The sequence below is a fragment of the Psychrobacter sp. ANT_WB68 genome, assembly GCF_008369115.1.
GTDB lineage: Bacteria > Pseudomonadota > Gammaproteobacteria > Pseudomonadales > Moraxellaceae > Psychrobacter.
Map to the genome: position 1 here is coordinate 316235 of NZ_VOAZ01000002.1, position 26049 is coordinate 342283.

Below are 26049 nucleotides of genomic sequence, written 5' to 3' on the forward strand. Positions count from 1 at the left end.
TAATAGAAATATCATTTAAATATTCATGGAGGAATAAGAATGTTACCTACTAGTCATTTCAGTATTACTAAGTTGTCATTAAAATCTTTCAATACTCCCTTAAAAGCAAGCGTAGTACTTATTACCGCTGTTATGCTATCTGCATGCGGAAGCGACAACGATAATTCATATAATCTTGGGGATATCTTTGATGGTAGTCCAGTAGTAAAACCAACGCCTACGCCAACGCCAACGCCTACGCCTACGCCTACGCCAACGCCAACGCCAACGCCTACGCCAACGCCTACGCCTACGCCTACGCCTACGCCAACGCCTACGCCAACGCCTACGCCAACGCCAACGCCTACGCCAACGCCTACGCCTACGCCAACGCCTACTTATCAGTCTGAATCTGAAGCTGCTAAAACAGGGGCGCAGGCTCTAAATATCGATGCTTCTGCTGCGTTACCAGGGACCGTGTTTAAAATAACAACTCGTGATTTTGACATTAACTCAAATAGTTTAGTAGCAAGAGCAGATTTAGCATCTGGAGGTTTGTTACCTCAAGTCACAGTTACAACGTCAGGAGGTAGTGATTCCAGTACTTCAAACGGTTTTAAACGTCATGATGATAGCGTTGTAATCCCGACTACATTAGGTGAGCTACCTCTGACTTATAGCTCAGTATATAAAGATTTTGGTACTCAGATGCGTATTGGTCATATTGATGGCCCAGCTAATTTTGGAGAAGCTAAACTTCCAGTAAATGGTGTAGCAGTATATGGCAATAAAACACTCACCTTACCTACAGAAGGCAGTGTATCGTATGGTGGTGATGCAACTTATCGAGAAATTGGTTTGGACAAGGCTATCGAGTATGGTAGTTCTGCGTTTACAGCAGATTTTGCTGCCAAAAAAGTTGAAGGTAGCTTGACGTTTAGTCAAGCTGGTAACATCGGCTTATCTGGTAGTATCGACAATAATCAGTTTTCAGGTGAAAAAGGTGGTTACACTACTGAAGGTGCTTTTTATGGAGATGATGCTAAATACCTAGGTGGTATCTATACAGGTAACAATGCTCAAGGTACTTATGGTGCGCAGAAGAAATAAATTGATATTTGTTTATATAAAAAAGCGTCTTAGGACGCTTTTTTTTTGGTTTCTAAATCCGCCTATTAAGTAATCATAATGATTTATCGTCATGAAAATTATGTTCATCATATCTTTCGATATAAAAAATAAATTGAACTCGAGTGTTATAAAAATTACTTTAGCAATGCTGTCACTAATATTGCTCGTTGATTAGTAATTTTTCTTAATTAGGTGGTTTCTCTAAAATATTTTTTATTATCTTTCATAATACGAATAATTTGTAGAATATCAATGAAATTATAATTACCTTATAATAGTTGACTTTTTATATTGAATTTGTTTATCTGTATAAGTGACTTTATGCAATTGGTATGTACGAAATAATGGAATATTATTAACTCTTCATGGAGGAAGACTAATGTCTCCTAAAATTTATTCAATCTCATCTGTACAGACAGTTAAAAAATTAAACACCCCTATAAAAGCCAGCGTAGTGCTTATCACTGCTATTATGTTATCCGCATGTGCTAACGATAACGATAGTAATTATATACCGCAGTTGCCAACGCCAACGCCAACGCCAACGCCTACGCCAACGCCTACGCCTACGCCTACGCCTACGCCAACGCCAACGCCAACGCCAACGCCAACGCCAACGCCAACGCCAACGCCTACGCCTGAAAACTATAGCTCCGTAGCAGAAGCTGACAAGTCGGGCGTACAGCATCTATTTATTGATGCTACTGATTTTTCTTCAGAAATAGGCATTAAAACGACAACGACTCGTGATTTCGCTATCCGTAGTACCTCCGATGTCGATGCGCGTGCTGACCTAGCACTTGAAGGCGTTCTTCAAGAACCAATAGCGATTCAAGTTTCAGGCGAGAATGACTCATCTACTGAAAATGGCTTTAAGTCTCATGAAGGTACAGCCAATGTATTAGGCGAAGGTGATTTAGCTTATACCTCAGTTTATAAGGATTTTGGCGATAGCGGTGAGATGCGCATCGCTCATATTGATGGTGCAGTAGCTAGTGCTGTACCTGTAGACGGTGTCTTGGTCATTGGTAATAAAACAGTAACTCTACCTACAGATGGTAAATTCGAATATTCAGGTGATGCTACCAATCGCAAAGTCGGTGTGGACAATGAGATTGAGTATGGCAGTTCAGAGTTTAGCGCTGATTTCGTATCTAATAAGATTGATGGTACGCTCAGCTTTACTAAAGCTGGCGATATTGCGCTAGGTGCTGAGATTGATGGCAATGAATTCTCAGGTGAGAAAGGGGGCTATAATACCGATGGTGCTTTCTACGGTAAAGATGCCAACTTTATTGGTGGTATCTATGAAGGAAATGGTTCTCAAGGTACCTTTGGTGCTGAGAAAAATGAAGTTGTAACGCCTATCCCAGAAGAGCCTAGTAATCCAGATGTAGAGGTTGATACTGAACTTACTGGTTTTCAAAGTAACACATTAAGTAGCAAGAAGTTCGTAACCCTTACGGCTGATGCGATTGGTTATGCAGAGATACGTGATGATAAGTCTGACTTTGATGATACGATAGATGTAGATGGCTCTAAAGTCCCTGTAGATAATAGATTAGGGAATAATTTCAATGGTTACGATAAGTTCTTAGCTCGTGCTGATATGACAAAGCCTGACTCTGTAAAAGAGCAAGTACTGGTAAATATAAGCGGAGAAGAAGACTCAGATTATGGTAATGGGTTTAATCTTCATACAGAGTCTACTAAAGTTCAAGGTCCTGTAGAATTAGATCTGGCATATTCATCTGTTTATAAGAACTTTGATACACAGATGCAAACGCAAATGCAGATTGGTCATGTATATGGAGATCCAAAGTTAGGTACAACAGACTTAGCTCGAGTCTCTACTGTCTATGTACAAGGTAATGGTACCAACCTTGAAGATATGCAGTATATGAAGGATCTGGCGCAGTATAATATTGATAATAATATTAATGACGGTATGGTAGCTTATAATGGTGTTGCTACCTATATGGAAAATTTGCATCTAAAAGAGGGTGAACGTGGTGGTCCAGTGGTCGATGGTACCTCGAAGTTCGATGTTGACTTTGTCAACAGCAAACTTGAAGGTACATTGACGTTTGCAAATGGCGATTATGCTTATATGCCTACTGGTAACAAGATTGCTATCAGTGCAGATATTATAGGAAATACTTTTGCTGGCAACAAGAATGATATTGATACAGCAGGTGGCTTCTATGGTAAAGATGCTAACTTCTTAGGTGGTGTGTATCAACAAGCTCTAACTCAAGGTGGTAAAGGTGGTCAGCCTGGTGAAGGTACAACTTTCCAAGGGACCTTTGGTGCTGAAAAGTAATAAATCAGTCTGACAGTTTTGAATAAAAAAGCGCCTTAAGGCGCTTTTTTTGTCTTTTAAATTACCGTTTAACATAATTCTCATAAGGAAAATTAGCACGACTGACTAATATCCCAATTAGCAGTATCTGTTATATGACAAAAATTGATGATTGTGACGTTTGCACAGATTCAGGCTTTTATCCAATTTATATTATTGTTAAACATAATTCCATCAAAAATAAAATTCCTAACAGTGATATAAATTAAGTCTATGTATTTTTCGTAAACAATATTCCTGTTCGTAAACAATATTCCTGTTCGTAATCGATAATTTATCTTAATACGGATGATATATTTATATTTTTTAAGAATTATTGGCTAATGACTTTGATATTGCATGCATTGCTATCATTATCAAATTCGCTAGAATCTTGATTTTTTCTCACATTGATTTTATATCCCTAATACAAGCTTGGGGTTACACATATCTTTATAGAGCAATGATGTTTGGCTTATTTTTCATACAAATATTATATGGTATATGGGAAATATATTTTTAATTATCCTAGCAATTTCAATTTGTATAGCCTATCGATTATAAAGGTTTTATGTATTCTTTTTCGCGAATATTCATACATTTTCTATCTGTATGCTTGATTATATTCACTATTAAGAATTAATTGGTAACTAAAGGTTACAGTAAACAATATTTCATTTATATTTATTGACTTTTTGTATGGGATTTGTTTATCTATCATAGCAACTCGATAATTGTTGTTAAGAAAAAGATAATTAACGGACTACCATAAACTCTTCATGGAGGAAGACGAATGTCACCTAACATTCATTCAGGTTCAAACCTACCAATCGCAAAAAAGCTAAAAACTCCTCTCAAAGCTAGTATTGTTCTTTTAACTTCAATGATTTTGGCATCTTGTGTCATTGACGGTGATACCGGTGCTACTGGCGCAACAGGTGCTACTGGAATGCCTGGTGCATCTGGTCAAGATGGTGCTACAGGTGCTACAGGTGCTACAGGTGCTACAGGCGCTACGGGTGCTACAGGTGCTACGGGTGCTACAGGTGCTACGGGTGCTACAGGCGCTACAGGTGCTACAGGCGCTACGGGTGCTACAGGCGCTACAGGCACAACGGGTGCTACGGGTGCTACGGGTGCTACAGGTGCTACAGGTGCTACAGGTGCTACGGGTGCTACGGGTGCTACAGGTGCTACAGGTGCTACAGGTGCTACAGGTGCTACAGGTGCTACAGGCGCTACGGGTGCTACAGGCGCTACAGGTGCTACAGGTGCTACAGGTGCTACAGGTGCTACAGGTGCTACAGGTGCTACAGGTGCTACAGGTGCTACAGGCGCTACAGGCGCTACGGGTGCTACAGGCGCTACGGGTGCTACAGGCGCTACGGGTGCTACAGGCGCTACAGGCGCTACGGGTGCTACAGGCGCTACAGGCGCTACAGGCACAACGGGTGCTACGGGTGCTACGGGTGCTACGGGTGCTACGGGTGCTACGGGTGCTACAGGTGCTACAGGCACAACGGGTGGCGAAACTGGTCCTGAAGAACCACCAGTACGCGAGCGTGGTGAGAAATCGACTAAGACTGGTGCTCAGACAGTCAACATTGGCGGTGCATTCATCACTAGCACTGGTGAGTTTGACGTTTATGACAACGGCAACAACCTAGATGCTAGAGCAGACACTGCATCAGGCGACGTTTTACCAGCAGTACCGGTATACCTTTCAGGTGATAACGATGTTGATCTTGCAAATGGATATAAGAGTAACGTAGATGAGTCAGCGACAATTACCACAAGCCCTGACTTAGGTAGTGCTGAAATACCATTAACGTATACCTCAATCTATAAAGACTTTGGCAATGACATGCGAGTTGGTCACATTAACGGTGTAGCAGATGCCACTGGTTTAGGGTTAGGTCCGCTACCTGTAGATGGTGTCGCGGTGGTAGGTAACGCCACTACGAACATGCCAACCGAAGGCGTATTTAAATACACTGGTGATGCAACTCACCGTACCAATGGCGTGGGTAACGCGATTGAATATGGCAGCTCAGTATTCACCGCTGACTTCGTCGAGAAAAACTTAGACGGTACTTTAACCTTCGCTAATGCAGGCAATATTGGCTTATCAGCTACTATTAGTGGTAATAAATTCTCAGGTACTAAAGGTGACTATAATACCCAAGGTGGCTTCTACGGAGACAAAGGTCAATACTTAGGTGGTGTTTACGACGGAAATGGTGCTCAAGGTACTTATGGTGCAACCAAAGGTGATGAGGTTATTCCTGAGCCTGAAGAACCACCAGTACGCGAGCGTGGTGAGAAATCGACTAAGACTGGTGCTCAGACAGTCAACATTGGCGGTGCATTCATCACTAGCACTGGTGAGTTTGACGTTTATGACAACGGCAACAACCTAGATGCTAGAGCAGACACTGCATCAGGCGACGTTTTACCAGCAGTACCGGTATACCTTTCAGGTGATAACGATGTTGATCTTGCAAATGGATATAAGAGTAACGTAGATGAGTCAGCGACAATTACCACAAGCCCTGACTTAGGTAGTGCTGAAATACCATTAACGTATACCTCAATCTATAAAGACTTTGGCAATGACATGCGAGTTGGTCACATTAACGGTGTAGCAGATGCCACTGGTTTAGGGTTAGGTCCGCTACCTGTAGATGGTGTCGCGGTGGTAGGTAACGCCACTACGAACATGCCAACCGAAGGCGTATTTAAATACACTGGTGATGCAACTCACCGTACCAATGGCGTGGGTAACGCGATTGAATATGGCAGCTCAGTATTCACCGCTGACTTCGTCGAGAAAAACTTAGACGGTACTTTAACCTTCGCTAATGCAGGCAATATTGGCTTATCAGCTACTATTAGTGGTAATAAATTCTCAGGTACTAAAGGTGACTATAATACCCAAGGTGGCTTCTACGGAGACAAAGGTCAATACTTAGGTGGTGTTTACGACGGAAATGGTGCTCAAGGTACTTATGGTGCAACCAAAGGTGATGAGGTTATTCCTGAGCCTGAACCAACGCCACCGCCAACTAATCCAGGCGCTGCTGCCAACAAAGATGCCACTGGTATCATGAGCAACACTTTAAGTAGTAAATCAGGTCTAGGCACTGAAAATGCTATCGGTTTCCGTCAATTTGTCACAGACAAAGATACCTATACTGCTACGACCGGTAAAGGTGAAGACATGGCACCTATTATGATTAAAGACAATAGTGTCGATAATCTAACCTATAACACGATCGAAGCGCGTCTTGATATCGTTAAGCCTAATAAGTTTAATACTGCCAAACAAGACTTCACCCTGACTACGGTGAGAGCTAATGACGTTGCCATTGCCAACACTGCTGGCTTTAAAAAGTCTGCAGCGACGAATGAAGTATTATGGAAAAATGTAAACACCGGAGTTGCTATTTCTCCAACTGCTGATCTGACGCTACCTTATCAATCTGTGTACAAGAACTTTGACGCACAGATGCAGATCGGTCATGTCTACGGTGATCTAGATAAACGTACAGGTATCTCGTCCGGCATCAAGTCACGTTATGCTAATGTCTACGTGGTTGGTAACAGCACGGCGCAAGCGGACATGGATTACATGAAACAGTTGTCTCAATACAACATTGATAACGGTATCAATGATGGTATGGTCAACTACACTGGTGTCGCGACATATGCAGACAACTTGCATCTAGCAGCCAATGGCAATCCGATGAACCTAGTGTTGAATGGTACTTCCGCGTTTGACGTTAACTTTGTCAATAACTCACTAACGGGTAACTTAGCCTTTGCCGGTAATAAAAACATTGGCATCAAAGCTGATATCAGTGGTAACACCTTCGCTGGTACCAATGCGGCTAACAACGTTGCAACCGCTGGTGGATTCTATGGTGAAGATGCTAAGTTCTTAGGTGGTATCTACCAAGAAGCACTGAAAAGTTCAGGTAGTGATGCACCAGGAACGGGTACTAATCCAGGAACCGGCACAAACTTCCAAGGTACCTTTGGTGCTACAAAGCAATAAACTAGTATGACTGTATAAAGCAAAGAAAAAGCGTCCTAGGACGCTTTTTTTCTCGCTTAAATTATCAAAATCCCTTAGGATGATTAAGTTTGGAAAATTGTTTGGAAAATTGTTTGGAAAATTAATGATCGTACTTAGGTAAGGATACCCATGAATAATCAATATATGCGCAAACCTCTCACCACTTCTATTTTACTATCGATGATGGCTTTTTCTCTCCCAACCATGGCGGTAGAAACAGAGCTTGGTTTAAATCAGCCAGCTAATGACCAAGCCACTGAATTACTTAAACGCGAAAATCAAACAGCTGTCTCAAATCCTACTGCACCTTCTACCGCTATTTCTGATACAGAAGCACAAAGCGCTATTAGGAGTCGTCAACAACTTGCAGAGGCAATTGCTTATAATCTAGAAGCCTTAAAAGCCAATCCAGCCGCATTTAGTAAATTCTTAAATGATGCCTTAGCAGCACAGGATATGGATACAGTTAAGAAGGTGTTACCCCATTACAAAATGCTAAAAAATAATGACCCTATGCTTATCAACTTTGCTGATGCATTGGTTTATCGCAGTGAATCTAAAAACAAGCAAGCCATTGCTATCTATCGGGATATGCTAGCGACAGATCCAGACTTCCATCCAGTACGCTTAAATATGGCGTTGGCTCTACTGGCCGATAAACAATATGCTGCTGCAAAGGAACAACTGCGTAAATTGCAAGCAGTTGATTTACCGGCACCTGTTATGGCGGCGGTAAGAAGCTCATTATCACGTATAGATAATCTAGAAGACTGGCGCTTTGATGCCTCTGCGAGCTACGTAAGAGACGATAATATTAATGATGCGCCTTCGAAGACGATTCAATCAGGACTAGGCAACTCAGTGGAACAAAAGTCAGCCAATGGTATTCAAGTATCGGGTAGCGCAAACAAACGCTTTAATCTACCTGATAGCTTTTATGCAACCATAGGCGGTAATGCATCGTTGAAGGCATTCTGGGATGAGACTGATTACAATGACTATCTATTTACTGCCTCCGCTGGCGTCGGTTATGATGATGCCAAAAATGATATATCGTTGACGCCCTTTGTGACTAAACGATACTACGATGAAGAAGCTTATAGCTTACGTAAAGGTGTGACCGTCAATGGCTCTCGCTGGGTTAAACCAAAGCTCAAGCTGTCTGCGACAGGTATCTTATCTAAAGAGACTTTTGAAGATGATGTTAATAAAAATCGTGAAACGGATGGTCAGTTTCTGGGCTTAAATGCTTTTTATATCAAAGATGCTAAAGAGTATTTCTATGGCGGTCTGGGTAACTATCAAAATGATGTGCCCAAATCAAGCATTATTAGCTATGACCGTAACTCAGTGAATATCGGTTGGGGTCGTGAGTGGAAGGGTGGTATCTCGACACTAGCATCGGCTGGTTATGCTGTAAAAGAATATGGCAATCCAGCGGATGCTTTTGCAGTAGGAAGTAATGGTCTGAATGCATATTATAATGCTGTGGGCGGGAAGCCAGGTTCAACAAGAGAAGACAAAACTGCTTCATTAGGTTTACAGCTATGGAAGCGTGACTTCACATTGTTAGGACTCACTCCACGATTAGTATTCGATTATGAAACGACCTCAAGTAACTTCGCTTATTATGATGATCGCGATGAAAAATCTGCGACGATATTGTTAACTAAAACCTTTTAGGTCGACAGATTTGATAGGTTGTTGCCATAAAAAACCTCGCCAATATAGCGAGGTTTTTTATTTAAGAAGATAGCGTCTAAAAATATTACTTATTAAGATTGAGTTCCATCTCTTTAAACTTCGCTGAAACTGACGCTTTTGGGCCACCCGTCATAATACTCACGGCAAAGATGGCAATAGTACTTAAGATAAAGCCTGGAACGATAGCGTATAGCCAGCTATTAAGTGCCACACCATTCATCTGGAAAGGACCATAGATCCATAAGATGACTGTTAATGCGCCAACGACCATACCAGCAACCGCACCGTTTCGATTCATACCGCGCCAGATGAGACTAAAGATAACTAAGGGTCCAAATGCGGCGCCAAATCCTGCCCAAGCGTTAGAGACCAAACTTAATACAGAGCTTTCAGGATTAGAAGCCAGCAAAATGGCAATCACTGCGACCACGATAACTGACAGACGACCAACCATTACTTGACGTGCTTCTGGCGCATCTCTATCAAAAAACAGCTTATATACATCTTTGGTTAATGAGCTCGATACCACCAAGAGCTGTGATGAAATAGTACTCATGATCGCTGCTAAAATAGCGGCTAACAAGAAACCTGAAACGAGTGGTGTGAATAGAAACTGTGTAAATACTAAGAAGATGGTTTCAGGATCTTCTAAGGTCATCGCTGTTTTTTGTACATAAGCACGACCCGCAAAACCAGTCATCAATGCCCCAACTAAGCTCACAATCATCCAGCTCATACCAATGTTACGTGCTGTTGGTATATCTTTAACTGAGCGAATAGCCATAAAGCGCACGATAATATGCGGTTGACCAAAGTATCCCAAACCCCACGCCATTAATGAGACAATACCAAGGATCGTCATACCACTGGTGACATTAAGTAAATTTGGATCGATATTTCTAACTGCTTCCGTAGTGGCTGAAATGCCGCCTAAGTCTGTAAAGGCGACGACAGGTACAATCACCATCGCAAATAGCATGATGACGCCCTGTACAAAGTCAGTCATCGATACCGCTAAGAAGCCACCGAATAGCGTATAAGCGACGACCACACCAGCGGTTACCCATAGACCTGTGCTATAAGAAAGATTGAGCGAGCTTTCGAAAAGTTTACCACCGCCGACCAAACTTGCTGCGGTATAGACGGTAAAGAATAAAATGATAACCACAGCAGAGATGACACGCAACATGTGCGATTTGTCCTCAAAGCGGTTGGCGAAATAATCAGGCAAAGTGATGGCGTTGTCAGCGACTTCGGTATAAACGCGAAGGCGGGGCGCTACTATGATATAGTTTAAAAAGGCACCCAAGGTCAAACCGAGCGCAATCCACATACTGACCACACCATCAGCATACATGTAACCAGGTAGACCAAGTAATAGCCAACCTGACATATCTGAAGCACCTGCCGAGAGAGCAGTTACTGCTGGGCCTAAGTTACGTCCTCCTAACATATAGCCTTCGGTATCATTGGCTTGCTTAAAGTAAGCATAAATGCCAATCCCAATCATTATTAAGAAATAGGCGCCAAGCGATACCAGCACGCCACTAGAAACTCCGTTCATATAAACTGTCCTTAACCAACGTAGTTGGCTGTAATTATTTTTAACGAGAAAAATTAAGTCTTACCAGACGCTGTTCAAAAACAATGTCTTAAGATGAAAGAATCTAAAGACGAAAAAAGCCATTAAGTAGACATAATGGCTTTTATTCGAAATCTTCTGGTAGTTTTATATGATTGATGCTGCTCTAGAACTGATACCTATAAAGTTATGATTAAACGGAAACGGTAAATCGATATGTCAATTTCATATTCTCATTGCTCGCATCTGCTCATCATCTAAAATATCAGTCGTTATATAACCAATCATTTAAAACCATCAAACCTACTGCTTACCATCATATATTACTAGAAATGTTCAATATATGACTATCAGTATGCTTAAGGTAAATTTATGTTGTCTAAAAAACGTCAGCTGTATTATAACGTATGAGTGTTACAAATGCGAATATACTGGCTTTCTAAATTATAGCGCTTGCTCAGTAAATATCTTTAAAGTTTTTGCTCTCTTTCTATTCAATGGGCGCCAGTAATTCTAGTAAGGCCGTCACACTACTTGATTGCGTGAGTTTTGGGTTGATAACCACGCCTAAATAACGCTGCAATTCAATATTATCTGCCATGTCAATACGTTCTAAATCTTGACTGACCATGGTTTGTGGTAATACTGACCAGCCAAGTCCAACAGAAACTAACATCCGAATGGATTCAAGGGGATTGGTACTCATGGTGGCATAAGGTTTTAGATTGTGCTTAGCAAATTCCGCCAAGGTGATCTGACTGGTAAAGGTATTGGCAGATGGCAAAATGGCAGGATACCGCGCCAATTGCTCCAGCGTTACATTAGACTTTGTCGCTAATGGCGATAAGGTGCCGGTCATAAAATAGAGTGGATCTGACCATAAGGTATGGTAGGTCAAACGCTTATCGTAGACGGGCGGCAGTGTTAAAAATGCCAATGATAAATCGCCATCGAGCACCGCTTTATGTGCAGTTTCTGAATCGACAAAATGCACTTCTAGTTGTACGGCAGGATAAGCTTGGATAAAATGCTTAAGCACTGGGGCCAGGTGGTGCAAGCCGATATGGTGGCTGGTGCCGATAACGAGTTTGCCAGATACAATATGCTTAGAATGCTGGAGGTTGATTTTAAAGTTTTCATAATCTTCAAGCCAGCGTTTGGCGTGAGGCAGCATTTCACTGGCAGCTTGAGTCGGTACAATGCCGCGCCCAACCGTATCAAATAGGGTGATATTAAATTCATCTTCTAAGTTTTTGATGCGTTTACTGACCGCAGGCTGAGTAATAAATAGCTTTTCTGCTGCACCTGAAATGCTGCCTGTCTGCATAACAGTGACAAATGTCGTCAAATTTGTGGTATTCACACCGATGTCCTTAGCTACGTAGCGAGCTATAAATAAAAGTTGGCTAGCCTAATCATAATGAATTAGAAATAAAAGTTTGTGACTATGCAAAAATCATCAATTATTATTATAGGATTAGCCTGCTATAATCACAAGACATCGAGACGTATTGTGACATATTTATTCTGTTAACGTCATGATTGGCAGAATATGGCTTGTTTTGGGAAGCCATTAATACGATAGATAGAAGAAATTGACAGATAAACCCAAGCTCAGCTTACTATCTATATATAAACGCTGTGCATGCACTAGGTATCAAGTTAAAGCAGGCAAGTAGATTTAGCCACTCACACATCATTAAAATAGTCATTCAGTAATTAGCAACTAAAAAAAGGATAGCAACATGGCCGGTCAAACGTTATATGACAAACTTTGGAATGCTCACGAAGTCACCAAGCGCGATGATGGCTCGAGCCTGATTTACATCGACCGCCATTTGCTACACGAAGTGACAAGCCCGCAAGCATTTGAAGGCTTAGAGCTTGCCAATAGAAAACCATGGCGCCTTTCGGCTAATATCGCAAGTCCAGACCACAACGTACCAACGGTCACCAAAGAGCGCTCAGAAGGCGTGGCTGGCATTAAGGATAAGGTATCGCGCTTACAAGTACTGACCTTAGATGAGAACTGTGCCAAGTTTGATATTGCTGAGTTTACCATTAATGATGCGCGTCAAGGTATCTTGCACGTGGTCGGTCCTGAGCAAGGCTTGGTCTTGCCTGGTATGACAGTCGTTTGTGGTGATTCACATACTGCTACCCATGGCGCATTGGGTTGCTTGGCACACGGTATCGGCACATCGGAAGTTGAGCATGTATTGGCAACCCAGTGTTTGATTCAAAAGAAATCAAAAAATATGCAAATCCGTGTCACCGGTAAACTTGGTGCTGGCGTGACGTCAAAAGACGTGGTGCTTGCCATTATTGCTAAGATTGGCACCGCTGGCGGCACGGGGCATGCAATTGAGTTTGCTGGGCAAGTATTTGAAGATATGAGCATGGAAGGCCGTATGACCGTCTGTAATATGGCGATTGAAGCGGGCGCACGAGTGGGCATGGTTGCCGTCGACGATACAACCATTGAGTATGTGAAAGGCCGTCCTTATGCGCCGACTGAGGAACAGTGGGAGCAAGCGGAAGCTTACTGGCGCACCCTATATTCAGATGATGATGCGGTATTTGACACTGTGATTGAGATTGATGGTAGCGAGATAGCGCCGCAAGTGTCTTGGGGCACGTCACCTGAAATGGTCGTGGATATTACTCAGTCGGTTCCAACGCCTGACCAAGCGGCTGATGAAGCGCAAGAAGAAGGCTGGTTGCGCGCTTATACCTATATGGGTTTAGAAGCCGGGCAGAAAATTACTGATATCCAGCTTGATCGCATTTTTATTGGTTCATGTACCAACTCACGTATCGAAGATTTGCGCGATGCAGCAGCAGTGATTAAAGGGCGTAAAGTGGCTGATAATATCAAAGAAGCCATTGTCGTGGCTGGTTCTGGGCAAGTGAAACTACAGGCTGAAGCAGAAGGCTTAGATACTTTGTTTACGGAGGCGGGTTTTGAGTGGCGTGAGCCGGGCTGCTCTATGTGTTTGGCGATGAACGCCGATAAGCTTGAGCCACAAGAGCATTGTGCCTCAACATCCAATCGCAACTTTGAGGGTCGTCAGGGTAATGGCGGTCGTACGCATTTGGTCAGCCCAGCGATGGCAGCAGCTGCCGCGTTAGCCGGTCACTTTGTTGATGTGCGCACGTTTTAAAACCGATGATTGATAGTGCGGACACATTATTGATTAGAACGTGCCCATTACTATTGCCTTGTGTTTTATTTATCGATCATAAATTTATTGGATAGGAAATCTTATGCAAGCTTATAACACCCAAACCGGTATTGTTTGTCCGCTCGATCGCGCAAACGTTGATACCGACCAAATTATCGCCAAACAGTTTTTGAAGTCTATTAAACGTACTGGCTTCGGAGTGAATTTATTCGATGATTGGCGTTATCTTGACGAAGGTTATCCGGGGCAAGATAATAGCACCCGCGTTATTAACCCAGAATTTGTCTTGAATCAGCCACGTTATCAAGGCGCCACTATATTGCTGGCACGCAGAAACTTTGGCTGTGGCTCTAGTCGTGAGCACGCACCTTGGGCGCTCTCAGAATATGGCTTTCGTACTATCATTGCACCAAGCTTTGCCGATATTTTTTATAACAACTGCTTCAAGAATGGCATGCTCCCAATCGTATTGGATGAAGCCATCGTTGATACCTTGATGAAAGCGACGCTTGCTAATGAAGGCTATGAGTTGACCGCAGACCTTGAGCGTCAAGTGGTTATCACCCCAACAGGTGAAGAATACACTTTTGAGGTTGATGAGTTTCGGAAGCATTGTTTACTCAATGGGCTTGATGATATCGGGCTGACTTTGCAGCAAAGCGATGCAATTAAAGAATATGAGCAAAAGATGATGCAAAAAACGCCTTGGATATTTAATGACGTTAGAGCATAGCTATTAGAGGGCAGCCATTAGAGGAAAGCCATTAGTATTTAAAGGACTGATAAATATTTTTTACTGGAAAATATTAATCAACGTAAAAAAGTGCTCAACGCTAATACAGCGTTGAGTTATGGTAATTAAGTGGCTAAAATGAATGATAATCTATTTTTACCTTATCGTAATTTTTACCTCATACATAGTAGCCACCATTATGAATAAAACACGTTTTGCTGTATGGACAAGTACGGTTATTGCCGCAAGTTTATTATTATCTGGCTGTCAGGTATTGACGGGTTATCAGCAGATAGACTCAGCAGTAAATGCCAAAGCGTGGGCAGGAAAAATCACCCCTATCGCTGGTGAAGTAAATATTGCCTGTGTCGGTACTTATCATTGCGAAATTGCCCGCATAGACCAGACACCAATTATAGGCAGTGATACTCACAAACCTATCAATCCTGCCATGCTGGTTGCGATGCAAGACGTGAATGCGAACGGCAGTAGCGGTAATAAGCATGCGCAAGCACCAATGGCTATGGATATGACGCCGCTCACTCATAAGAAAGCGATTAAGATTGTACCTTTATCGGCATCTGCTATGCCTGGGCTAACCAATTACTATGCCCGAGTAAAGCCTGCCAAACGTGAAGTACAAGTCAATTTCTATCCAGAAAACAACTTGGGCTATGTCGAGCGGTTTGCGATGATTCACGATTTTGTGGAAGCAGGAACCTATCAGCTGCGTGCTTATCAAAAAAAGTCTAGCAATAACTCAGGCAGTTTACTTGATAGTGCTTCACCAGAGCCGTTATGTGTTGAGCTATATCAAGGCAATAGCGTCCAGCGCCGCTTTTGTAAAGAGGTCGGAACTGAGCATCAGGGAGAGTTTGTAGAAACTCGCGTTGTTAAAGCTGAACCTGCTCAGTCGCAATTGAAGCCAGCAGTAAAAAATAAAATGAAAACGAAAGCTTGATAGCTATAGTTCTTAAATATAAATGTTAATAACTTAAAACTCATTTAAATAGATGGACCCTGACTTCTTGTGTAAGGTATTGCACAAGAAGTCGTTTTTTGACAGGCTGTCATACATTTATTAGCAGTACCATAAATAGCAGCCTCATAAATAGTAGTAGCATAAATAATAATTCACTTACCCATTTACCCACAAGGATTAGTATGGCAACGATTTTAACATTAGCAGGCGATGGTATCGGCCCTGAAATCATGACTCAAGCTATTGATGTGCTTGAAGCTATCAATAATAAGTTTGCGTTAGGCTTTACCCTTGAGTCTGGATTAATCGGTGGTGTGGCAGTTGATGCAACGGGTGAACCACTGCCAGAAGAAACGCTACAACGTGCGCGCGTAGCGGATGCCGTGTTATTGGGTGCCGTTGGTGGTCCTAAGTGGGATGCTATCGAGCGTAGTAAACGTCCTGAGCGCGGTCTGCTTAAAATCCGTAGTGAGCTTGGTTTGTTTGCCAATCTGCGTGTGGCAAAACTTTACCCGCAGCTTGCCAATGCCTCAAGCATCAAGCCTGAGATTATCTCAGGTCTAGACTTGCTGATTGTACGTGAGTTGACAGGTGGTATCTATTTTGGTGAGCCGCGCGGTATTCGCACGTTAGAGAATGGTGAGCAGCAAGGCTATAACACCATGGTTTATAGCACCAGTGAAATTCAGCGTATCGGTAAAGTCGCTTTTGAGTTGGCAAAGACCCGCGCACAAGCAGCGGGTACGCCAGCCAAAGTTTGCTCAATAGATAAAGCCAATGTCTTAGAAGTCACTGAACTGTGGAAGCAGACGATGATTGAGCTGCAGCAAGCGGATTATAGCGATGTGGCGTTATCGCATATGTATGCTGACAATGCTTGTATGCAGCTGATTAAAGACCCTAAGCAGTTTGATGTGATGGTCACCGGTAATATGTTCGGTGATATCTTATCTGATGAAGCAGCGATGCTGACCGGTTCTATAGGTATGTTGCCATCAGCAAGCCTTGATGAAGCGGGTAAAGGCATGTATGAGCCCTGTCATGGCTCAGCCCCTGATATTGCAGGACAAGACAAAGCTAACCCATTAGCGACTATTTTGTCTGTGGCGATGATGCTGCGTTATACCTTTAAACAAGAAGCAGCAGCGCAAGCGATTGAGCAGGCCGTCAGTGATGTGCTTGATGATGGCTTGCGTACCATTGATATCCTAGATCGTAGCGAAACAGGACTCAAACAAGTAGGTTGTCAGGAAATGGGACAGGCGGTATTGGCTAAATTGGTTTAGTTAATACAGTTTTAATGTGAAGCCAATTTCCAAATCTCAATGGTTATAAGTTTTAATAGTCAGAAGCTCTGGTAATTGCACACCCATCACTTGCTCAGCAAATGATGGGTTTTTTATGGTTATCAAAAACATTTTCTCACCGTAACACACTCAACCAGATAGTCGCAAAAAAGAGCTTTTTTTAACATAGATACTGCAGAAGGAGGGGTTTATTAACACAAACCTGTTATATGGTCACAGATCAATATGTCACCATTGTTAGCTTAGTAAGTCATGAAAATAAGGGGTATTTATTAGTATTGGCTTTTCTGTAAAAGAACAACCAATAAAAAACTTATTAAGATATTAAAAACCCACTCAAAATAAAAAGTCTTAATAGTGAATTCCTATAAGCAAATTTCTAATAATGAATGATATTAATAACAATTTTAGGAGTTTTATATGTACCAATTAACGAAAATTAGTAGTGCACTGGCAGCGCTTGGTTTATCGACAGTTTTATTAATGGGTCAAAGTATGGCCGCAACTAATGATAATAGTGCAATTGCTACAAACAAAGCTGCTACAAGTAAAATAACTACCGATAATGTTAATGATAAAACTGCGTCTAGCAATGCCAAAGACATCAGCCCAGTGACTAATGGGGTAAGTCAACAAGTTGCGGGCAATAGTAAAGCTGCCGTATCGTTAAATAAATTGTTACCAACCATTAAATATACGACAGAAAACCTACCAGCAGTGGCGCAAAAGATAAATACGGCCACTTGGAGAGAAGGTATCAATATCGATCGTAATATCGGCACCAAATTACAAGCGTTATTGAACTGGCAACAACATGGGGTCGGTGCTGTAGACGGCTACTGGGGTAAAAACACGCTCAAAGCCATGCAAGCCTTTCAAAAAGCACATGGGTTGACGGTGACTGATGGTTTGAATACTGAGACTTGGCAGGCATTAACCAAAAATGAAAAACTGATGATGCAGCCGGTATTGGTGAGTTATCAGCTTAGCGAAGCGGATGTCAATATCAAAACGACGACCATTCCCGCAGGTGCAGAAGACAAGGCTAAGCTCGATGGTATGTATTATGAAAGTGTGATGGAAGGCTTGGCAGAAAAATTCCATATCAGTGAAAAGTATCTTAAAGCGCTCAATCCCACCGCTAAATTTACCGCTGGTGAAACCATCACCGTTTATAACCCAGGCAATCCTAATACAAAGCCCGTTAGCCGAGTCGTCGCTGATAAGGCCACCGAAACACTATACGCTTATGATGATAAAGATAATCTAATTGCCAGCTATCCGACTACAGTAGGCAGCACAGCAACACCATCACCAACAGGAACACATACGGTAGAAGTAAAGGTACATGAGCCCAATTATACTTATACGGCCGAGGATGGTAGTAAGGCTATCATTCCGCCCGGTCCTAACAATCCAGTCGGGCTGGTATGGATAGGGTTGAGTAAACCTTCTTATGGTATTCATGGTTCGCCAGATCCTGAGCGTATCAGTCGTCAAGCTTCAGCAGGCTGCATACGCCTGACCAACTGGGATGCACTTGCTTTACTAGGTGTGATTCAAGATGGTGCAACTGTTGAGTTTAAGTAATGCCTCATTATTTAAAAGTCGTTATTTAAAAATGATTCACGCATAAAACTTAAACGTAAAAATACCGCTAAAAGTAGCGGTATTTTTATGGTAAAAGCAAAAACTGATATTAAAATACTAAAATATAATAGGCAATAATGAGTAGGTTAGCAATATCATTATTATTATCAGTTAAACCACTCAAGCATTAATATAAATGCTTTTTATAACCATCTTAGCTAATAAAGATTTAAGTTTTACCACGGTAAGTAATGCGACCTTTTGTTAAGTCGTAAGGCGTCATTTCGACCTTAACTTTATCACCAGTTAGGATACGAATGTAATGCTTACGCATCTTACCAGAGATGTGCGCAATGATTTCGTGTCCGTTTTCTAAACGAACTTTAAACAATGTATTTGGAAGGGTGTCAATGACTTCGCCTTCAAATTCAATAATATCGTCTTTTGCCATAATTTATATCAATCAATTAAAAATAATCCCATATTATACGTAAGTTAACGGATTAAAGCAATACGGAACCTGATTTTTGCTTGACAGCCTGTAAGTGATATGTATGCCAGCCCATATTAGTCTAATCGGGCAGGTTGAGCCAAATAGGAGTTAAAGGCGCATCTGGCAATAATTGTTGAAAGCGTTCGGGGTAATAGGCATTGATAAAGTACAAGCCATCACCAGAAGCGGTCGGCGGCGCTATGGTACGATCTTTTTTAGCTAAAATATTCAAAAAGTCGGTTGGCTGCAACTCGTGTCGACCAATGGCATATAAGGTGCCCATGAGATTACGCACCATGTGGTGTAAAAACCCGTCTGCTTGAATATCAAAAACAATAAATTGACCATGAGCAAAGAGTCTTGCATGACTGACAGTACGTACGGGCTGATTAGATTGACAGGCAGCAGCACGGTAACTACTAAAATCATGAGTACCTACTATATCGGCAGCCGCCAGTTGCATTGCTGCTAAATCAAGCGGCTCATAAATGTGAGTCACTTGGTGATTTAAGATAGCAGGACGCTGTGCTTGATTGAGCGTGATATAGCGATAACGACGGGCGATGGCACCAAAACGGGCATGAAAATCGTCAGGCATCGGCTGTATCCAGCGTAGAGCAATGTCATCAGGCAATAAGCTGTTGACGCCGCGAAGCCAATTGTTAGTGGGACGATAGGCGTGCGTCGTAAAATGGGCAATCATATTACTGGCATGCACGCTTGCATCGGTACGACCAGCCGCGACGACCTCTACTGTCTCATTAGCGACTTTACCAATAGCCGTTTCTAGGGCTTCTTGTACACCCAGCACTTCTCGTTGTCGTTGCCAGCCATGGTAATGAGTACCTAAAAACTCAATCGCAATGGCTAACGTGTATGTTGGGGGAGTTTGAGCTTCGATATTGTTAATCTCGGACATGATGGATTTGGCGCTTATAAAGTAAAGAGTGTTTGATAAATAGCTAGCGTTGCTTAATAGTAGTGCCAGCTTGATTGACATTATTAAGCCAACGCTGACGGCGTCTCGTCGGACTGTCATAACGCAGTAATAGCCATAAGAGTCGCGCATAGATAGCGGGAATCGTTAAACGTCCACCACTAATCACATGATAATCGTATTGCCAACTACCAGCAGCATAACTGTCACTAACACCGCCAAATGGAGACTGACTCGCGCATACCACCATATGGCCGTTTTTGTAAGCGAGTTCTAGCGCTTCTGCTAGTGCTGGTGAATAAGGGACGTTACCTGCGCCAAACCCTAATAAGATAATGCCACAAGGCGGCTGTGATAATAATGCCTGTAGCTGATTGCTCATCACCTCGGTGTCGTTCGGCAAGCAGTATAAAGCATGAATGCGTGCTTGCTCAGCCCGAGATTGAATATTACCAACCAATTCCTGCTGATCATCTAGCCAATGCTGGCGGCGCGTATCTGGTAAGTTTTTGATATAACTGTTGGCAGGATATGCCGCTCGAGAGTGACCCGTAAATGCCATCAGGTCATGGCTATGAATCTTTTGTACCGTTTGCGCAGGCCAAGACTCGCCGCCAAAGCTAATCTTTACGCCTGCTTCACCAGCCGCTGCCAGTTTTAATGAATTAGTGAGGTTGTCCCAGGCGTCGCTATCCGCATCAACGGTGTAGGACTGAAATACTTCACTGTCTAATAATGGGCGCATACTACCAGTGACGACCACACAAATATCACTACCAGCAAAAGCTTCTGCTAAGAACGCACCCAAATAACTCAAGGTATCAGTACCAGTAATGAGTACAAACCGCCTGTCACCTTCTGCATAAGCTGCCAGTAAAAGCTGATAAAAATGTGCGAAATCGTTAGGGGTAAGTTGACTGCTGTCTTTAATTAAGGCGTTATCTAGCCATGAAACCTGAGGCAGGTTCTTAACGTCATCTTGCTCAGCCAGTAGTTGTTGTAGGGTCGGTAAAAATATTTCTGCCGATAGTGGTGTTAAGGGGCGCCCGTAGCTACCAAAAGTACCACCAGCATAAATGAGTTTAATAGGTTCGGAGAGTGTCTTTGTCATAGCAGAGGAAGGCATAGTAGTAGCACAGTAAAGTAATTTGAAAGAAGGAGGTGGGTCTAATAATAGTAATTGATAATGATAGATAGTATAAAGGCTAAATGCAAAAAAAATCAGCAAGTATTCTGATGATAATAGAATACTTGCTGATAAGAGACGGCGCTACTTTTTAGGCAGTGCGATCTAGTAGGACTTGCGCTTGATTTTGTTGCTCGCTAGTACCTTGGCTGATCACTTCATTAAGCAAACGTTTAGCGCTATCATATTCACCTAACTGTACATACTGACCCGCTAAGTCTAAAGTCACTTGATTGCTGTCTAAGGTTTTGACAAAGTCAAAGTCTGCGGCAAAGCGCGATGAAAAGTCTTCTGCAGTTTCAATCTCAGTCTCAGCAGCAATGTCGCTTTCAACTCCGCTTTCAAGATCAACTGGCGTAATCGCTATTGGCGCGCTTGATAAAGCATCAAAGTCAAAATCGTCATCAATTAAGGTATTGTCATCGAATGTGACAGTCGTTGGCGCAATATTAGAATCTACTGTTTCATGATGGGTTTCGTTCGCTTCATTTTCTGCAGTATTAGGCTCTTCGAAACTAAAGGCTTCAACATCGTCTTCGAATGCGTTGTCCTCAAAAGTAAAGTCATCAAAATTGTCTTCAATAAGGACAGGGGCTTCACTTGATGGCTTTGTCTCTGCTTCAGCCAATGTATCGGCAGCATTACTGTCATCAATAGTGTCGAGAGATAAAACCATGTCTTGTGGCTCTAATGAAGTCGCTTCTGTAGCGACTTCATTATTGACAGTAACGTTCTCATCGATAGCTTCATTTTCTAAATCTGCTAAATCTAAGACGAAGTCTTCATTATTAGCTAATGTAATGTCGTTAGAGGCATCATTAGATAAAGTTGTGGTAGACGCTTCCGTAGAGGTATCGAGCGGCTCTGCTAAGTCGAAATCAAAATCTAAATCTAAATCTAAGTCTAAGTCTAAGTCACTGTTGCTGCTACTATTATCATTTCCACTTGTAACAGTTAAAGCAGATAAATTTTCATCATCAGCAATATCTAGCTCAGTGACAGGTGTTATGCTAGTAGAGGTTGGCTCGTTATTGAATGCTTCTAAGTCACTTAGACTAAGGTCAAAATCTTGCTCAATATTATCGAAATCATTAGAAGTCGCCAATATATTATCGGAGCTATCTGTTAAGTCGCTTTTATACGCAGTAGGCTGACCAACATTGTCATCAACGTCTGAGCGGTGAGTTGCAACTTTTTTTGTTGAGATATCAAAATCGATACTTTCAAAACCAGTGTCTTGGCCATTATCAGCTGGCTGGGCGTATTTGGCTGCTTGATTTTGTTCTTCAGTCAGCAAGGCCTTTAATTCATCAGCCTGAGCAATACTTTTGGTATCAGCATGAGCTTTAATAGAGTCATAGACTTTATTAAAGTTATCGGATTGATCTATCGTGGCATATACCGCAAGTAACTTAAGAGATAGTTGGCTATCATTAGGTATTTCAGTGAGACCGCGGTTGAGTGTTTCAATCGCTTTGTCATAGCGCTGTTGATCCATGAAACGTTGCGCAATCTCAATATGATTAAATTTTTTGTCAGTATTGGTATTGGCTTGAGTAGATGCTTCTCCAAGCGCACTTTTTCCTGCTTTTATAAGTGGCTGTTCTGATGGCTTTTGCGCTTTGTTTTTACGTATTACCAACACCGCTATTAGTACAATAAATACCAATCCGGCGATAATATATAGCATGTTGTCCATAGTTACTCCTGCGCCCATGATCAGTATTGCAGCATAGTATGTTGATCAGTTAGGCAATTATTGATTGCGTAGTTTTTTGAGACGAGCTTGTAGCTCCGCCAGTTTTTGGTTTTGTAATTGCAGTTTTTTGGTATAACTACCAAGCGTGCTGTTGGTCTTTGATAAACGCTGAGCTTGGGCGGCTGTACTTTGTCTAGATGACTTCAGAATATCTAACACCTCTGTACTAAGTCCGCTGCCCGTTGCCATACCTGACTTAGTCTTAGTACCGTCTGCGCTACCATCATGACCAGGAGCAAGAACAGAAAACTGAGCGGTTGGCAGTGTCTGCGTTTTCTTTATAACGGGCTTCTCGGTGCGCTTTGCTGCTTGAGCACTCTCAGTTTTTGTTTTGGGTGCCGCTTTCGGTGTATTGGTTTTTTTGACAAGGGGTGTATTTGCTTTTCTATAATGGTTTCTTTGCTCACTGATAGCTGCCTGTAGCTTTTTTTGTGACGGCACGACATCGTATTTGGGTAAGCTTAACTGAGCGTCGGCTTTGAGCTGATCCGCATTTTTATTGATAAACGCATTGGGGTTTTGTGTTTGAATCTCGTTCATAACGATTTGCACATCAAGGTTGTTTTTCTCTGCGATTTGCTGGGCAATGATCCATAAATTATCGTTACGCTGTACCGTATAATTGAAGTCAGGGCTACTGTCGTTATTGCCAGACGCGCTAAATACTTTATCATTAGAACTTATCGTAGATAGATTGTTAGATGATAAGGTTTGCTGGGAGGCAATTTGATTTGGTTGGGTATTGCTGTAGGGAGCGGCGCCATCTGAGTTGTTCTTAGCAGTCGACAAAGGATTGGCTGGTGTAGGTGCTTTAGGCGTGACAGCCATCATATTCGTATTGTTTACATTGCCTGTATTGTTTGCAACATTAGGCTGTATCTGACGAGTAATATTAATATTTAATATATCAAATTGAGTCGTTGTAAGCCCAGTAGCAGATGCACGGCCATCCAGATTACCTGTTGAACGATTATTAGCGTCGTTGACACCTGCTATCATATGATTATTCAGATTAGCATCGTTATTCAAGCGATCATCGTCTAAGCGACTATTATCCAAGCGATTAGGAGAATAGACCGTCGTATTGCTTTGTGTGGCAGGGGTGATAACGGCTGTGGGTGCCAATAGTAATGGTGGAGGCGTGCCTTTTTTAACAATTAATGGTTGCGCATTAGTCGTAGAGACCATAGGTAAATTAGGTTTTTTTGCTTCTGCGACAATATTTTCAGTAGGCGTAATCGGTAAGCTGTCATTCAGAGGCATCAGTAATGTCTTAGGAATGACATTACGCTGAGTACCATCATTAATAGCTAAAACCACATCTGCAAAAGGCTTAGAGACAGGTTTTGTAGTCGTAATAAGTACGTGCCCACTGGTGGCTGAAGTCGGTTGAAAGCGAACAGTCATTGAATCTGTCGGAGTCAATCCCATTTGCTGATAAATAGTAGAGTTCGCCAAACTTGCTGAAAAATCAGCGGTCTTAATATCAGTAACCATAATACTGGCGGCTAAAGGTTCGTGCTGAGCCGAAGTAATAACCGTCTTGCCAATGGTGGCTGCTTGGGCATTAGACATAAGAGCTGCATAGCCGACTGAATAAAGCAGCGCCATTGATACTGAGCGATGTACCGTAGTCAGGCGATGAGATAAGTGACAAGACATGTGCAGCCCTTTAGAATGAGAGTTATCTGTGGTGTTATAACAAAATACTGTTTAGTTTACCAGTTTATTTCACCGATGTTGTGAACAATACATTAATTGTTTGCTTAATGTTTACGCTTGCAAATTTGATTTTCTATCAAGCAGCATCGCATCGCCATAACTAAAAAAGCGATACTGCGTATTGATGGCGTGTTGATATGCTTGCTCGATGGCTGCTTTACCGGCAAACGCAGAGACTAACATCAGCAAAGTAGACTTGGGTAAATGGAAGTTGGTCAGTAGTTTATTTATCACGCCAAACTTAAACCCTGGGTAAATAAAGATATCGGTATCACCCGCCCAGCTAGAAAGCGCTTGGCCATTGACCGCTGTTTTTTGATAGGCAGTCTCAAGCACTCGTGTAACCGTCGTTCCAATCGCAATCACTTGATTACCATTGGCGTGTGTTTGGTTGATAAGGTCAGCAGTGGCTTGGGGCAGGTGAGCATATTCGCTATGCATGGTGTGATTGAGTAAGTTGTCTGTTTTTACGGGCGCAAAAGTACCTGCGCCGACATGTAGGGTAACAAAAGCAGTATTAATACCTTTTGCGGCAAGTCGATCTAACACGAGCTCATCGAAATGTAAGCTTGCAGTCGGCGCTGCGACGCTGGCAAGCTTGGCTGGATCATGAAAAACCGTCTGATAACGAGTGTTATCAGTCGCATCAGCGTGGCGCTCAAAGTACGGCGGAATAGGCAGCTCACCATGACGCTCTAAGTCAGGCAAGATAGGCGCTTCAAAAGCTAAGATAAATAAGTTATCTTGGCGACCAATCATCACAGCGTGCATATGACCCTCGGCAATCTCTAATCGTTGCCCAAGTTTGGGTGCTTTACTGGCTTTAACATGACAAAGGGCAATGTGTTCCTGGCTGACGATTGCACCGTCTGTCGTTTGCAAATGTAAGGTCGCGCCATCTAAGTTTGAGAGTTCAACTAAACGTTCAATAAGCACTTCTATCTTGCCGCCGGTGTCTTTTTGCCCGAACAGGCGCGCTTTCATGACTTTAGTATCATTAAAGACGATTAAATCACCCGCATTTAACAGATCAGGCAACTCAGAAAACTGTTTGTCTATAATCTGACTACCATCACTGTTTTGAATGTTACTGGCTACATATAGTAACTTTGATGCCGAACGCTGCGCCAATGGATAACGGGCAATTAAGCCGTCTGGCAGCTCGTAATCGTAATCATCAACACTGAGATACTCTAACACTTCATCGTTTTTATCAGTGCTGTTATCAAGGTTTTTATCAGTGCTGTGATTAGTTGTATTATTGAGATTAACATCTAGGTTTATAGGTTGAGAGTCAGTCATAGTCGGTCTTTCAATAGAGAGGGATTTTGATGTAAGTG

Annotated in this window: 17 protein-coding genes; 9 read left to right on the top strand and 8 right to left on the bottom strand. The window is 42.3% G+C overall.

The window, feature by feature from the left end:
- The first annotated feature begins 39 nt into the window (after positions 1 to 39).
- The 4 genes from FQ084_RS13235 (at position 40) to FQ084_RS06490 (ending at position 9212) form a co-directional block, all read left to right on the top strand.
- A complete protein-coding gene (locus FQ084_RS13235; protein WP_188032912.1) occupies positions 40 to 1089 on the top strand; it encodes a transferrin-binding protein-like solute binding protein in 1050 nt (349 codons plus the stop codon).
- A 400-nt stretch (positions 1090 to 1489) separates the two neighbouring features.
- Positions 1490 to 3433, top strand: coding sequence for a transferrin-binding protein-like solute binding protein (locus FQ084_RS13240; RefSeq protein ID WP_188032913.1), 1944 nt, complete (start codon positions 1490 to 1492; stop codon positions 3431 to 3433).
- An 811-nt stretch (positions 3434 to 4244) separates the two neighbouring features.
- Complete coding sequence (locus tag FQ084_RS13245) at positions 4245 to 7508, top strand: transferrin-binding protein-like solute binding protein (protein WP_188032914.1); 3264 nt, start codon at positions 4245 to 4247, stop codon at positions 7506 to 7508.
- Positions 7509 to 7658: 150 nt separating this feature from the next.
- The gene (locus tag FQ084_RS06490; protein ID WP_149489823.1) at positions 7659 to 9212 is read left to right on the top strand and encodes a porin family protein; all 1554 of its coding nucleotides are present in this window, start codon (positions 7659 to 7661) and stop codon (positions 9210 to 9212) included.
- 85 nt (positions 9213 to 9297) lie between these two features.
- On the opposite strand, the gene putP is transcribed toward FQ084_RS06490, so the two are convergent.
- Positions 9298 to 10797, bottom strand: a complete 1500-nt coding sequence (putP, locus tag FQ084_RS06495) for a sodium/proline symporter PutP (protein WP_149489824.1) — start codon at positions 10795 to 10797, stop codon at positions 9298 to 9300.
- 508 nt (positions 10798 to 11305) lie between these two features.
- The gene (locus tag FQ084_RS06500; RefSeq protein ID WP_149489825.1) at positions 11306 to 12178 is read right to left on the bottom strand and encodes a LysR family transcriptional regulator; all 873 of its coding nucleotides are present in this window, start codon (positions 12176 to 12178) and stop codon (positions 11306 to 11308) included.
- A 382-nt stretch (positions 12179 to 12560) separates the two neighbouring features.
- On the opposite strand from FQ084_RS06500, the gene leuC reads away from it, so the two are divergent.
- From leuC to FQ084_RS06525, 5 genes are all read left to right on the top strand, one after another.
- Positions 12561 to 13979 carry a 3-isopropylmalate dehydratase large subunit gene (gene leuC / locus FQ084_RS06505; protein WP_149489826.1) on the top strand — a complete coding sequence of 473 codons (1419 nt, stop codon included), beginning with the start codon at positions 12561 to 12563 and terminating at the stop codon, positions 13977 to 13979.
- Positions 13980 to 14082: 103 nt separating this feature from the next.
- The gene (gene leuD / locus FQ084_RS06510) at positions 14083 to 14733 is read left to right on the top strand and encodes a 3-isopropylmalate dehydratase small subunit (RefSeq protein WP_149489827.1); all 651 of its coding nucleotides are present in this window, start codon (positions 14083 to 14085) and stop codon (positions 14731 to 14733) included.
- A 199-nt stretch (positions 14734 to 14932) separates the two neighbouring features.
- Positions 14933 to 15694: a hypothetical protein gene (locus FQ084_RS06515; protein WP_149489828.1), complete on the top strand. Its 762-nt coding sequence runs from the start codon at positions 14933 to 14935 to the stop codon at positions 15692 to 15694.
- 203 nt (positions 15695 to 15897) lie between these two features.
- A complete protein-coding gene (leuB, locus tag FQ084_RS06520; RefSeq protein WP_149489829.1) occupies positions 15898 to 17001 on the top strand; it encodes a 3-isopropylmalate dehydrogenase in 1104 nt (367 codons plus the stop codon).
- A 441-nt stretch (positions 17002 to 17442) separates the two neighbouring features.
- Positions 17443 to 18612 (top strand): L,D-transpeptidase family protein, encoded by a 1170-nt coding sequence (locus FQ084_RS06525; protein ID WP_149489830.1) that lies wholly within the window; start codon positions 17443 to 17445, stop codon positions 18610 to 18612.
- Positions 18613 to 18841: 229 nt separating this feature from the next.
- Here FQ084_RS06525 and infA read toward each other — a convergent pair whose 3' ends face one another.
- The 6 genes from infA to queA all read right to left on the bottom strand — a co-directional run bounded on the left by infA (position 18842) and on the right by queA (position 26011).
- On the bottom strand, positions 18842 to 19063 hold the full coding sequence (gene infA, locus FQ084_RS06530) for a translation initiation factor IF-1 (RefSeq protein WP_149489831.1): 222 nt from the start codon (positions 19061 to 19063) through the stop codon (positions 18842 to 18844).
- Between the two features lie 121 nt (positions 19064 to 19184).
- Complete coding sequence (gene truA, locus FQ084_RS06535; RefSeq protein WP_149489832.1) at positions 19185 to 20024, bottom strand: tRNA pseudouridine(38-40) synthase TruA; 840 nt, start codon at positions 20022 to 20024, stop codon at positions 19185 to 19187.
- Between the two features lie 43 nt (positions 20025 to 20067).
- Entirely contained in the window at positions 20068 to 21168 is a 1101-nt protein-coding gene (locus FQ084_RS06540) for an asparaginase (RefSeq protein ID WP_262880682.1), read from the bottom strand.
- 151 nt (positions 21169 to 21319) lie between these two features.
- Positions 21320 to 22927, bottom strand: coding sequence for a FimV/HubP family polar landmark protein (locus FQ084_RS06545; protein WP_149489833.1), 1608 nt, complete (start codon positions 22925 to 22927; stop codon positions 21320 to 21322).
- A 57-nt stretch (positions 22928 to 22984) separates the two neighbouring features.
- Positions 22985 to 24649 (bottom strand): FimV family protein, encoded by a 1665-nt coding sequence (locus FQ084_RS06550; RefSeq protein WP_149489834.1) that lies wholly within the window; start codon positions 24647 to 24649, stop codon positions 22985 to 22987.
- A 111-nt stretch (positions 24650 to 24760) separates the two neighbouring features.
- Positions 24761 to 26011, bottom strand: coding sequence for a tRNA preQ1(34) S-adenosylmethionine ribosyltransferase-isomerase QueA (gene queA, locus FQ084_RS06555; protein ID WP_149489835.1), 1251 nt, complete (start codon positions 26009 to 26011; stop codon positions 24761 to 24763).
- Positions 26012 to 26049: the final 38 nt, after the last annotated feature.

Bases quoted from the DNA above. Each gene is read 5' to 3' on its own strand.
- FQ084_RS06540 (WP_262880682.1), bottom strand. From the start codon at position 21,168: ATGCCTTCCTCTGCTATGACAAAGACACTCTCCGAACCTATTAAACTC.
- leuD (WP_149489827.1), top strand. From the start codon at position 14,083: ATGCAAGCTTATAACACCCAAACCGGTATTGTTTGTCCGCTCGATCGC.
- FQ084_RS13245 (WP_188032914.1), top strand. From the start codon at position 4,245: ATGTCACCTAACATTCATTCAGGTTCAAACCTACCAATCGCAAAAAAG.
- FQ084_RS06515 (WP_149489828.1), top strand. From the start codon at position 14,933: ATGAATAAAACACGTTTTGCTGTATGGACAAGTACGGTTATTGCCGCA.
- putP (WP_149489824.1), bottom strand. From the start codon at position 10,797: ATGAACGGAGTTTCTAGTGGCGTGCTGGTATCGCTTGGCGCCTATTTC.
- queA (WP_149489835.1), bottom strand. From the start codon at position 26,011: ATGACTGACTCTCAACCTATAAACCTAGATGTTAATCTCAATAATACA.
- truA (WP_149489832.1), bottom strand. From the start codon at position 20,024: ATGTCCGAGATTAACAATATCGAAGCTCAAACTCCCCCAACATACACG.
- FQ084_RS06545 (WP_149489833.1), bottom strand. From the start codon at position 22,927: ATGGACAACATGCTATATATTATCGCCGGATTGGTATTTATTGTACTA.
- infA (WP_149489831.1), bottom strand. From the start codon at position 19,063: ATGGCAAAAGACGATATTATTGAATTTGAAGGCGAAGTCATTGACACC.
- leuC (WP_149489826.1), top strand. From the start codon at position 12,561: ATGGCCGGTCAAACGTTATATGACAAACTTTGGAATGCTCACGAAGTC.
- FQ084_RS06550 (WP_149489834.1), bottom strand. From the start codon at position 24,649: ATGTCTTGTCACTTATCTCATCGCCTGACTACGGTACATCGCTCAGTA.
- FQ084_RS13240 (WP_188032913.1), top strand. From the start codon at position 1,490: ATGTCTCCTAAAATTTATTCAATCTCATCTGTACAGACAGTTAAAAAA.
- leuB (WP_149489829.1), top strand. From the start codon at position 15,898: ATGGCAACGATTTTAACATTAGCAGGCGATGGTATCGGCCCTGAAATC.
- FQ084_RS06525 (WP_149489830.1), top strand. From the start codon at position 17,443: ATGTACCAATTAACGAAAATTAGTAGTGCACTGGCAGCGCTTGGTTTA.
- FQ084_RS06490 (WP_149489823.1), top strand. From the start codon at position 7,659: ATGAATAATCAATATATGCGCAAACCTCTCACCACTTCTATTTTACTA.
- FQ084_RS13235 (WP_188032912.1), top strand. From the start codon at position 40: ATGTTACCTACTAGTCATTTCAGTATTACTAAGTTGTCATTAAAATCT.